Raw genomic sequence first — 11,695 nt, forward strand, 5'->3', positions numbered from 1 at the left:
TAATAATTGTACTTTTAGTACAGTTATTAGAGGCCGGCAAGATAAATCCGATCCGCACACCAGCTCAGGCGATGGCCGACAGATAGCGCGCGACCGACGCCGCGAACGCAGCCTTGGCCCCGCTGGCGATGTTGCGGCCCCACCAAGCTCCGTAGATCCGATCGAAGGCGAGCGGCTCGACGGCTGCCGCGATCCGCCGCACCGCGGCAGCGCCCAGCGGCATGTAATTCGGATAGGAGTACATGAAGCTGACGAAGCGGCGGTCCATCGTCACCTGCGCGATGTCCCCGGTGAGCAGCGCGCCCTTGCCGTCCGCACCACGATCATAGTGCAGCATGGTGGCGCCGGCGAAGTGGCCGCCGGTGCGCAGCAGCAGCACGTCATCGGAGATGCGATGGCTCTCGCCGGTCCAGTGCACGATCGCCGGATGAGGCCGTGTGACGAAGGCGCGGTCTTCGGCGTGCAGGTACACCGGCACGCCGCCGAACGTATCGCTCCAGTCGGCGACCGCGCCGTAGTAGTGCGGATGCGAGATCGCGATGGCCTTCAGCCCGCCGAGTGCCGCGACATATTGGATGGCCTCGTCTGTCGCAAGCGGAATGCAATCCCACATCACGCAGCCGTCGTCCTGAGGCACCAGCAGTGCGCGCTGCCCGATGGCAAAGCTCGGCTCCATCCCGATCCCGGTGAGGCCAAGATCGTCGCGTCCCACCAGTCGATGCCTCCGCGCGAGCTCCTCGCGCGGGAGAAAGGTCTGTCCTTTCCAGTTCACGAACTGTCGCTCGTCCTCACAAATCGGGCAGGAGTCGGGCGGCGCTCCGCGTGAGGGAAATTGAGCACCGCAGGTTTCGCAGGTCCAGAGAGGCATGACTCGTGCTCCGTGGGAAGATCCAGGATGACATTGCGGACAAGCTCCCGGCAAGAGCGATGGCGGGCAGCAGTGACCGGAACCAACGCGGTGAGCCCCCGTTACGTTCAGGTCCACGCCAGAACGATTGGCCAAGGGGATCACGACACACGAAGAGCATGTTCGAGTATCGATGGCATCGCGGTCCCCCACCTCGTCCCGTATCTGGCCTTTGTTCGCGCTCAATTTTTTCATGGCCGACATGCAGTCGGGCATCGGGCCGTTCGTCGGGGTGTTTCTGCAGGAGCGCGGCTGGGCCAGCGGGCTGATCGGCACCGCCATGACCATCGGCAATGTCGCGGGCATGCTGATCACGACGCCGATCGGAGGCTTCATCGACGCCAGCCGCAACAAGCGGCTCTGGGTCGTCATTCCCGGCATCTGCGTCGTTCTCGCGTCCGGGATCATCCTGATCTCGCAGACCTTCTGGGCGGTGACGCTCTCGCAAGTCGCGCAATCGCTGGCGAGCGCCGCGATCGTGCCGGCGGTAACGGGCATCACGCTCGGCATCGCCAAGCAGAAGGGCTTCAACGCACTCAACGGCCGCAACCAGGCCTACAACCACGCGGGCAACATGGTCGGCGCCGCATTGTCGGGCTATCTCGGCTACCAGTTCGGCTATGTCGCCGTGTTCGCGCTGGCGGCCGTGTTCGGCGCCATCGCCATCGCCTGCGTCCTGATGATTCCCGCAAGGGCAATCGACGACCGCGCCGCGCGCGGCAGCAAGGAGGACGACTCCAAGGCTCCGCCGGATGCGATGACGATCCTGCTCAAGCACCGGGCGCTGCTCGTGCTGGCGCTCACCCTCGCGCTCTTCCATCTCGGCAACGCCGCCATCGTTCCGCTCTACGGACTAGCCGCGGTGGCCGAAGGGCAGGCGAACGGCCCGAGCTTCGTCGCGACCACCGTGGTGATCGCGCAAGGCGTGATGATCGTGACCTCGCTGACCGCGATGAAGGCCGCGAGCAAGCGCAACTACTGGCCGGTGATTCTGGTCTCCTTCATGTTCCTGCCGATCCGCGGCGTGCTTGCCTTCTTCGTCACGGGATGGTGGGGCGTCGTGCCGATGCAGGTGCTCGACGGCATCGGCACCGGGCTGCAAACGGTCGCCGTCCCCGGCATGGTCGCGCGCGCGCTCAACGGCACCGGCCACATCAATCTCGGCCAGGGCGCCGTGATCACCGTGCAGGGCGTCGGCGCAAGCTTAAGCCCCGCGCTTGGCGGCTGGATCGCGCAATGGATCGGCTACGGACCGACCTTCCTGCTGCTCGGCGGCTTTGGGCTCGCGTCGATCGCGCTGTGGCTGGCCTTCGCGGCGGCGGTGAAGAAGTATTGAGGCTCGCCAGCGCGGCTTTCCGCGCTGCGGCACCTGGTCGCTGGCGTAGCGCGCCGTCGCGAATGGCTTATCACGCAATTCCGCGCCTTTACCGTTGCCGAGGACGGGTAAACGATACAACCTGCCGAATTGCCGTCAAACCCGCGCTTTCCGACCGATGATCCAGCCTCAGCTCTCATTCAGCGGCGATCCGACGGGACCGGCCTATGAGGGGTGGCGCGAGCAGTTCTGCCGGCAGGTGATGGGGACCGATTTCGTCCCGGTCGGGGACGGCCCGGTGCACCGGACCATCGCGCCCGCCATCCTTCCACGCGTGAGGTTGTCCGCCTCCTACGGTACGCCGATGAGCTTCGTCTCCATGGGCACCAACGACGAGTTGGTGATCGTCGCGTCACCGAATTCGGCTCTGAGCGGGACCATGGGCAGGCGCGCGCTCAACATCGCCGCCGGCGACCTCACGATCGGAGATCCGTCGATCCGGGGCGCCCGAGTCACTCAGACGGCGTACGGCAACTTCCAAACCGCACTGTTGCCTCGCAAGGCCCTGCTGCGCGCCTGCCCGAATGCCGAAGATCTGATCGCCCAGTCGATCCCTGGCGCCATGCCGATTACATCGATGTTCCTGCGGTACTACGACTTGGCACATACGCATGCGGACAAGCTGGCCCCGACGGAGCTCGATGCGGTCTCGCAGCATTTGTTCGACCTCGCCGTGCTGATGATCGGAGCCCGCGGCGATGCCGCCGAGGAGGCGCGGACGCGCGGCCTTGCCGCGGCGCGTCTCGAAGCCCTGAAGTCCGACATCCTGGCGCAGCTGGACAGCCCCGCCTTGTCGCTGTCCGATCTTGCCGCCGCGCACCGGATCAGCCCACGCACCATCCAACTGCTGTTCGAGCGCGCCGGCATCACCTATAGCGGCTTCGTGCTGGAGCAGCGGCTGCTGCGGGCCGAGCGGTTGCTGCGAAATCCCGCCATGCGCACGCGCAAGATCATCGAGATCGCGCATCTGGCGGGATTTCACGACGTATCCTATTTCCACCGCGCGTTTCGCCGCCGCTTCGGACAGACGCCCGACGACGTGAGGAAGCTGGCTGGTGAGACAAACTAGGCGAACTCGACCACGATCTTGCCGAATGGCCACCGTGCTGCATCAGGCGCATCGCTCCGGCACGATCGCTCCGTCTCAGGTCCCAAAATTCTTCTGGATCGCCTTGTCCAAGGTGTCGCCGCCGACGAAGCGCTGGCGCAGCTCGCGCTTCAGCAACTTGCCGCTCGGATTCTTCGGCAGGCTATCGACAAAGATGACGCGCTTGGGCACCTTGAAATGCGCCATCTGGCCGGCGCAGTGCTTGATGACGGCGTCCTCGTCCAGCTTCTCCCCGCTCTTCACCACGACGATCGCGGTCACCGCCTCGATCCAGCGCGGATCGGGCAGGCCGACCACGGCGACCTCGGAGACGGCGGGGATGCGGTAGACCATCTCCTCGACTTCGCGGCTCGCGACGTTCTCGCCGCCGGTCTTGATCATGTCCTTGACGCGATCGACCACGGTGATGTGGCCTTCGTCATCGACGGTGGCGAGATCGCCGGAATGAAACCAGCCGCCGGAGAACGCGGCCGCCGTCTTCACCGGATCGTTGTAATAGCCGGAGAGCAGATGCGGCGAGCGGTGCACGATCTCGCCGACCTCGCCGACCTTGACGTCCTCCATCGCCGTGTTGACCACGCGCGTCTCGACATTGAGCACGGGCTTGCCGGCCGAGCCGGCCTTGCGCAGCTGATCCTCCGGTCGCAGCACGGTCGCGAGCGGCGCTATCTCGGTCTGGCCGTAGAAGTTCCAGAACCTGACGTTGGGCAGGCGGCGCTGCAGCTCGAGCAGCACTTCCACCGGCATGATCGAGGCGCCGTAATAGCCTTTTTGAAGCGTCGATAGATCGGTCGTGTCGAAATTCGGCGAGCGCAGCATCGCGATCCAGATCGTCGGCGGCGCGAAGAACGAGGTGATCTTGTGGGCCTGGATCAGCGCCAGGATGTTGTCGGGGGTCGGCTTGCCGGTGATGACGCCTGAGGCGCCGAGATAGATCTGCGGCCCCAGGAAAACGTCGAGCTGGGCGCAATGATAGAGCGGCAAGGCGTGCAGAAACTTGTCGTCCGCGCTCATGCCGCCGTCAATGATGCAGCTGACATACTGCCACATCACGGCCTCGTGGGTCAGCATCGCGCCCTTGGGCAGAGATTCCGTGCCGCTGGTGTAGACGATCTGCGCGAGATCGCGGCTATCGACCGATGCATCCAGGAACGAGCCGTCGGCGTCGAGGAGATCGTCGAAGGTGGTGAGTCCGGCGGGCGTCGATGCGGGATCCTCGCCCGGCAGCCAGATCATCTTCTCGACCGCGCAATCCTTCGCGCTGGCCGCGCGTGCCTGCTCGACGAAGTCCGGTCCGGTCGCGAGCAGTTTCGCGCCGGAGCTCTTCAGGATGAAATTGATCTCGTCCGGATTGAGCATGAAGTTGATCGGCACCAGCACGGCGCCGATCCGGGCCAACGCGAAGCGCAGCGCGGCGAAGGCGTGCGAATTGCGCGACAGCACGGCGACACGATCGCCCTTCCTGACGCCGAGCCCGAGCAGGCCGCGGCCGAGCCGGTTGCAGATCGCGTCCATTTCGGCAAAGGTCCAGCTCACACCGCCGCAGCTTACCGCGAGCTTGTTCGGCTCGCGGCCCGCCGAGCGGCGCAAGAGATCGCCGATCGAATGCTCGCGCGCTTTCGAGATGGTGGCTGCGGTGTCGCCGGTCATGTGTTTCCCCTGAATTTTAGCCTGCGTGAATGGCGGCCTGGGCATTCGTCGGCCCACCGCATTCAAACGTATCTTGCGTTTGCGCAAACGTAGTCGGCGCCATTGGCTGCGTCAAATCAACCGGCCTGCGCGGCGTCATCACGCAAGAATTGACGCTCCAGAGCAGCAATTCTGGGTTCGTGCACCAACTATAATATCGGGGGAAATACCATGTGCCGGATTATGTGCGCCGCATTTGCGGCTGCACTCGCTGCGTTTGCGATCTGCCCTTCTCATGCCCAGCAAGGCCCGCTCAAGATCGGCGTGCTCTCCGACTTCTCTTCCGTCTATTCCGACATCGGCGGCATGGGGAATGTCGAGGCCACCAAAATGGCGATCGAGGACTTCGGCGGCAAGATGTTCGGCAAACCGATCGACATGGTCAGTGCCGACGTGCTCAACAAGCCCGACGTCGCCTCCACCATCGCGCGCAAATGGTGGGAGACCGAAGGCGTCGACATGATCATCGATCTGCCGACTTCGGCCACCGCGCTCGCGGTGATGGAGCTGTCGAAGCAGTACGAGAAGATCATGATCGTGACGGATGCGGCGAGCTCCGACATCACCGGAAAGTCCTGCTCGCCCTACACCGCGCACTGGACCTACGACACCTATGCCAACGCACACACCGTCGGCAGCGCCATCGTCAAGAACGGCGGCGACACCTGGTTCTTCCTGACCGCGGACTACGTGTTCGGCCATTCGGTCGAGCGCGACACCGGTGACGTCGTGAAGGCCTCCGGCGGCAAGGTGCTGGGCAGCGTCAAGCATCCCCTCAACACGGCGGACTTCTCCTCTTTCCTGCTTCAGGCCCAGGCTTCCAAGGCCAAGATCATCGGCCTCGCGAACGGCGGCGGCGACACCATCAACGCGATCAAGCAGGCCGGCGAGTTCGGCATCGTTGCCGGGGGCCAGAACCTGGCTGCGATCGTGATGTTCATCTCCGACGTGCACAGCCTCGGGCTCAAGCTCGCTCAGGGCCTGATCGTCACCGAGGCCTATTATTGGGACCTCAACGACAAGACTCGCGCCTTCGGCAAACGCTTCTTGGAGCGGGTCAAGCGCATGCCGACCATGAACCAGGCCGCGACCTACAGTGCCACGCTGCACTATCTCAAGGCCGTGCAGGCCGCCGGCACCCGCGACACCAAGACGGTGATGGCCAAGATGCGCGAGCTGCCGGTGCGGGATGCCTTCACCGACAACGGCGTGCTTCGCGAGGACGGCCGCATGGTGCACAGCATGTACCTGTTCCAGGTGAAGAAGCCGGAGGAATCGAAGGGGCCGTGGGATTACTACAAGCTGCTCGCCGAAGTTCCCGCCGACCAGGCATTCCGGCCGCTGAAAGACGGCGGCTGCCCGCTGGTGAAGTGAGACGGCCCGGATCGCGCCGACGGCAATTCATCCACCAAGTCTCGCTCGTCCGCTCGACCAAAAGGGCGGACGAGCGGCGATCACGACGCGCGGCCCAAAATAGGGGCGGCACGCCTCGCGCCGCGGTCTGATCTGCATCAAGTTGCGGTGCAAACTTTGCTGCAATGTTGAGTTCCGCCCTTTCCGCGCAATCAGCGGCCGGGCGTTCGTATCTCAACAGTGGGCGCCACTGCACGGCGTTGTGCACAGATGAACTTTACACCGGGTCGCGTCGTCGCCGCGCTCGCCATCCTGCTCGCGGGCGGCGGTTATTACTATTGGCAGCACCGTGATGCCGACGCGCTGCCCCCGGGTTTCGCCCGCGGCAATGGCCGCATCGAGGCAGTCGAGATCGACATCGCCACCAAGACGCCGGGACGAATCCGCGAGATCCTGGTCAACGAAGGCGATTTCGTCAGTGCGGGCCAGGTTCTGGCACGCATGGACACCGAGCAGCTGCAGGCCCAGCGCCGCCAGGCCGAAGCGCAGCTCCAGCGCGCAATGATCAATGTCGAGACCGCGAAGAGCCTGGTGAACCAGCGCGAGGCCGAACGCAGGGCTGCGGAGGCCATGGTCGACCAGCGCATCGCCCAGCTCGACACCACGAGCCGCAAGCTGGACCGGTCCGAACAATTGATCAAGACGAGTGCGGTGTCCCAGCAGGTCCTGGACGACGACCGCTCCGCCAACGCCACGGCGAAAGCGGCGCTGGCCGCTTCCCAGGCCCAGGTCGCGGCATCGGAAGCCGCAATCAGCTCCTCCCGCGCCCTGGTGATCGATGCCGGCGCCGCGGTCGACGCGGCCAAGGCCGCGATCGAAAGCATCAACGCCGACCTCAACGACAGCGTGCTGAAGGCACCGCGCGACGGCCGGGTGCAGTATCGCGTGTCACAGCCCGGCGAGGTGCTCGCTGCCGGCGGCCGCGTCCTCAACATGGTCGATCTCGGCGACGTCTACATGACGTTCTTCCTGCCGACGGCCGATGCCGGCCGCGTCGCGATCGGCGCCGAGGTCCGCCTCGTGCTCGACGCCATCCCGAAATATGTGATCCCCGCCAAGGCCACCTTCGTCGCCGACGTCGCGCAATTCACGCCCAAGACCGTCGAGACCGAGGAGGAACGCCAGAAGCTGATGTTCCGCATCAAGGCGCATATCGCGCCCGACCTGCTGCGCCAGCATATCGAGCATGTAAAGACCGGCCTGCCCGGCATGGCCTATGTGCAGCTCGATCCGGCCTCGCAATGGCCCGACAACCTCAAGATCAAGTTGACGAGATGAGCACGACTGCCGCAGCCGAAGCACCGGCTGCCGTCGGCAGCGTGGTGCATCTGGAAGGCGTGGGCCTGAGCTACGGCAAGACCCGGGCACTCGAGTCCATCACTCTCGACCTGCCGTCCGGCTGCATGGTCGGGATGATCGGCCCCGACGGCGTCGGCAAATCGAGCCTGCTTGCCCTGATCGCGGGCGCGCGCGCGATCCAGGAGGGGCGAATCGACGTGCTCGGCGGCGATATGGCGAGCGCGCGCCACCGCCGCAACGTGTGCCCCGACATCGCCTACATGCCGCAGGGCCTCGGCAAGAATCTGTATCCGACATTGTCGGTGTTCGAGAACATCGACTTCTTCGGTCGCCTATTCGGACACGACAAGGCGGAGCGGAACAGGCGGATCGCGGGTCTGCTGCGCGACACGGGGCTCACGCCCTTTGCCGACCGGCCGGCGGCAAAACTCTCCGGCGGCATGAAGCAGAAGGTCGGCCTGTGCTGCGCACTGATCCACGATCCCGAGCTCTTGATCCTGGACGAGCCGACCACCGGCGTCGATCCGCTGTCGCGCCGCCAGTTCTGGGAATTGATCGCCTCGATCCGCGACGGTCGGCCCGGCATGAGCGTGATCGTCTCGACCGCCTACATGGAAGAGGCTGCGCAGTTTGACTTCCTGATCGCGATGAACGCTGGCCGCGTGCTGGCGACCGGAACGCCCGCCGAACTCAAGCGGCAGACCGGAGCCGATACGCTCGATGACGCCTTCATCCGTCTCTTGCCCGAGGCCGAGCGCGGCAACCATACCAATGTCGTCATCCCGCCGCGCGACGAGGACCACGAGGAGATCGCGATCGAAGCCGACCACCTGACCCGGCGGTTCGATGGTTTCGTTGCCGTCGACGACGTCAGCTTCCGCATCAGGAAGGGCGAGATCTTCGGCTTTCTCGGCTCGAACGGCTGCGGCAAGACCACGACCATGAAGATGCTCACCGGCCTCCTGTCCGCGAGCGAGGGCACCGCGCGGCTGTTCGGCAACACCATCGATGCCGGCGACATGTCGGTGCGGCGGCGCATCGGCTATATGTCGCAGGGCTTCTCACTCTATTCCGAGCTCACGGTCACGCAAAATCTCGATCTGCATGCGCGCCTGTTCGAGCTGCCGGCGGACACCATCGCCGCGCGCATCGACGAGATGATCGCCCGGTTCGATCTTGCCGATGTCGTCGACGCCCTGCCCGATGCCCTGCCGCTCGGGCTGCGGCAGCGGCTGTCGCTGGCGGTCGCCATGATCCATGCGCCCGACATCCTCATCCTCGACGAGCCGACCTCCGGCGTGGACCCGGTCGCCCGCGACCGCTTCTGGCAGATCCTCGCCGAGCTCTCCCGCAAGGACAACGTCACCATCTTCGTCTCCACCCATTTCATGAACGAGGCCGAGCGCTGCGATCGGATCTCGCTGATGCACGCCGGCAAGGTGCTGACGTCGGATACGCCCGCCGCGATCGTGGCCGCGCGCGGCACCGCCACGCTCGAGCAGGCCTTCATCGCCTGCCTGGAAGAGGCGATCGCGGACACGACGGAGCCGGCACGCCGGCCGGCGGTCGCCTCGCCGCAGCGTGCATCTGCAAGCCCCACGGCGGTCCGTCGGCACAGCGCCGCGTTCAATCCGACGCGCATGCTCGCCTATTCCCGGCGCGAGACGCTCGAGCTGCGGCGCGATCCGATCCGCGCCACGCTCGCGATCCTCGGCAGCGTGCTGCTGCTGTTCGTGCTCGGATACGGCATCAGCATGGACGTCGAGAATCTGACCTTCGCAGTGCTCGATCGCGACGACACCGCGATCAGCCGCGACTACAGCCTTCAGATCGCGGGTTCGCGCTACTTCACCCAGAAATCCCCGATCACCGACTACGCCGATCTCGACCGCCGCATGCGCGCCGGCGAGATCGGTCTCGCCATCGAGCTGCCGCCGGGTTTCGGCCGCGACGTCAGCCGCGGCCGCCATGTCGAGATCGGCGCCTGGGTCGACGGCGCCAATCCGACGCGGGCCGAGACGCTGCGCTCCTACGCCCAGGCGATCCACGCGAACTGGCTCGCGCAGAAAGGCCGCGAGCTCTATGGCGATGCGGCGATCGCCGGCACCTACCAGCTCCAATTGCGCTACCGCTACAATCCGGACGTCATCAGCGTCGTCGCCATGGCGCCGGGCATCATCCCGTTGCTGCTGATCATGATTCCGGCAGTGCTCGCCGCGCTGGCGGTGGTGCGCGAGAAGGAGCTCGGATCGATCGTCAATTTCTACGTCACGCCGGTGACGCGGCTGGAGTTCCTGCTCGGCACGCAATTGCCCTATGTCGTGCTGGCATTCGGAAACTTCCTCCTCCTCGTCGGCTTTGCCCTCGCCGTCTTCCGCGTACCTTTCACCGGGAGCTTTCCGACCTACGCGCTGGCCGCGCTGCTCTACGTCACGGCCACGACCGGCATGGGGCTGGTGATCTCGGCCTTCATGAACAGCCAGATCGCGGCCCTGTTCGGCACCGTCCTGATCACGCTGATCCCGGCGATCCAGTATTCCGGGCTGATCGATCCGGTTTCGTCGCTGCAGGGACTTGGCGCCCTGATCGGGCGGCTCTATCCCACCACCTATTTCGTCACGATCTCGCGCGGCACGTTCTCCAAGGCCCTGGGGTTCGACACCCTCCACAACGATCTCCTGGCGCTCGCCATCATGGTCCCCGTCCTGGTGATCGCCGGCACGATGCTGCTGAAGAAACAGGCCCGCTGACCATGCGCTTCGACAACGTGTTTCAGCTCGGCATCAAGGAGTTGCGCGGCCTGGTGCGCGACCCCATGCTGCTCGTGCTGATCGTCTATTCGTTCACGCTGGCGGTTTATGCCGGCGCAAAGGCGCTGCCGGAAACCCTGAACCACGCCGCGATCGCCATCGTCGACGAAGACCATTCGCCGGTCTCGACCCGGATCGGGATGGCGTTCACCCCGCCCTATTTCTCGACGCCGCGCCTGATCTCGCAATACGAGATGGACCGCAGGATGGACGCCGGCATCGACACCTTCGCGCTCGACATCCCGCCGGATTTTCAGCGCGATCTGCTGGCGCGCAAATCGCCCACGATCCAGCTCAACATCGACGCGACGCGCATTTCGCAGGCGTTCAACGGCGGCGGCTATGTCGAGCAGATCGTCAGCGCGGAGGTCGCGGAGTTCCTGGCGCGTGCGCGCAATGCGCAGGCCGCGCCGATCGAGCTGACGCTGCGGGCGAGGTTCAACCCGGAACTGAAGAAGTCGTGGTTCGGCGCCATCGATCACGTCATCACCTCGATCACCATGCTCTCGATCATCCTGACCGGCGCCGCGCTGATCCGCGAGCGCGAGCACGGCACGATCGAGCACCTCCTGGTGATGCCGGTCACGCCGCTCGAGATCATGGTGAGCAAGGTCTGGTCGATGGGAGTCGTGGTGCTGATCGCCTCTGCGCTGTCGATCGCCTTCGTCGTCAAGGGCTGGCTGGCGGTCACGATCGACGGCTCGCTGGCGCTGTTCCTGGTCGGCGCGGCGCTGCAGCTGTTCGCCACCACCAGCATGGGCATCTTCCTCGCCACCGTCGCCGGATCGATGCCGCAGTTCGGGCTGCTGCTGATCATGATCCTGCTGCCGCTGCAAACCCTGTCGGGCAGCATGACGCCACGGGAGAGCATGCCGCAATTCGTGCAGGACATCATGCTGGCGGCGCCCAACACGCATTTCGTGATGCTGGCGCAGGCGATCCTGTTTCGCGGCGCGGGCCTGGAGGCGGTGTGGCCGCAGCTTGCCGCGCTCGCCGTGATCGGGGGCGTCTTCTTCGTGATCGCGCTGCGCCGATTCCGCGCGTTCCTGGCGTGACGCGCGAGGGCTTCGCTTCAAAAGCGCGAAAACAACCCC

8 protein-coding genes are annotated in these 11,695 nt (G+C 65.2%); 6 read left to right on the forward strand and 2 right to left on the reverse strand.

Going from position 1 to position 11,695, the window contains the following annotated elements; genetic code table 11:
• Positions 1-64: 64 nt before the first annotated feature.
• Complete coding sequence (locus tag ACM42_RS21870) at positions 65-868, reverse strand: MBL fold metallo-hydrolase (RefSeq protein ID WP_271529876.1); 804 nt, start codon at positions 866-868, stop codon at positions 65-67.
• Positions 869-1,040: 172 nt separating this feature from the next.
• Between ACM42_RS21870 and ACM42_RS21875 the strand changes: the two genes are divergently transcribed.
• Both ACM42_RS21875 and ACM42_RS21880 read left to right on the forward strand, forming a co-directional pair.
• Positions 1,041-2,243, forward strand: a complete 1,203-nt coding sequence (locus ACM42_RS21875) for an MFS transporter (RefSeq protein ID WP_271529878.1) — start codon at positions 1,041-1,043, stop codon at positions 2,241-2,243.
• A gap of 358 nt (positions 2,244-2,601) precedes the next feature.
• Positions 2,602-3,351: a helix-turn-helix transcriptional regulator gene (locus ACM42_RS21880; protein WP_271529879.1), complete on the forward strand. Its 750-nt coding sequence runs from the start codon at positions 2,602-2,604 to the stop codon at positions 3,349-3,351.
• 75 nt (positions 3,352-3,426) lie between these two features.
• On the opposite strand, the gene ACM42_RS21885 is transcribed toward ACM42_RS21880, so the two are convergent.
• Positions 3,427-5,040 carry an acyl-CoA synthetase gene (locus ACM42_RS21885; RefSeq protein WP_271529880.1) on the reverse strand — a complete coding sequence of 538 codons (1,614 nt, stop codon included), beginning with the start codon at positions 5,038-5,040 and terminating at the stop codon, positions 3,427-3,429.
• Positions 5,041-5,262: 222 nt separating this feature from the next.
• Between ACM42_RS21885 and ACM42_RS21890 the strand changes: the two genes are divergently transcribed.
• From ACM42_RS21890 to ACM42_RS21905, 4 genes are all read left to right on the forward strand, one after another.
• A complete protein-coding gene (locus tag ACM42_RS21890) occupies positions 5,263-6,453 on the forward strand; it encodes an ABC transporter substrate-binding protein (protein ID WP_370123697.1) in 1,191 nt (396 codons plus the stop codon).
• Positions 6,454-6,702: 249 nt separating this feature from the next.
• Complete coding sequence (locus ACM42_RS21895; protein WP_271529882.1) at positions 6,703-7,770, forward strand: HlyD family secretion protein; 1,068 nt, start codon at positions 6,703-6,705, stop codon at positions 7,768-7,770.
• Complete coding sequence (gene rbbA, locus ACM42_RS21900; RefSeq protein ID WP_271529884.1) at positions 7,767-10,541, forward strand: ribosome-associated ATPase/putative transporter RbbA; 2,775 nt, start codon at positions 7,767-7,769, stop codon at positions 10,539-10,541. The genes ACM42_RS21895 and rbbA overlap by 4 nt, the downstream gene beginning before the upstream one ends.
• A 2-nt stretch (positions 10,542-10,543) precedes the next feature.
• The gene (locus tag ACM42_RS21905; RefSeq protein ID WP_271529885.1) at positions 10,544-11,656 is read left to right on the forward strand and encodes an ABC transporter permease; all 1,113 of its coding nucleotides are present in this window, start codon (positions 10,544-10,546) and stop codon (positions 11,654-11,656) included.
• Positions 11,657-11,695: the final 39 nt, after the last annotated feature.

This window comes from Bradyrhizobium sp. CCBAU 25338 (assembly GCF_028128965.1).
In the GTDB taxonomy this organism is placed as follows: domain Bacteria; phylum Pseudomonadota; class Alphaproteobacteria; order Rhizobiales; family Xanthobacteraceae; genus Bradyrhizobium; species Bradyrhizobium liaoningense.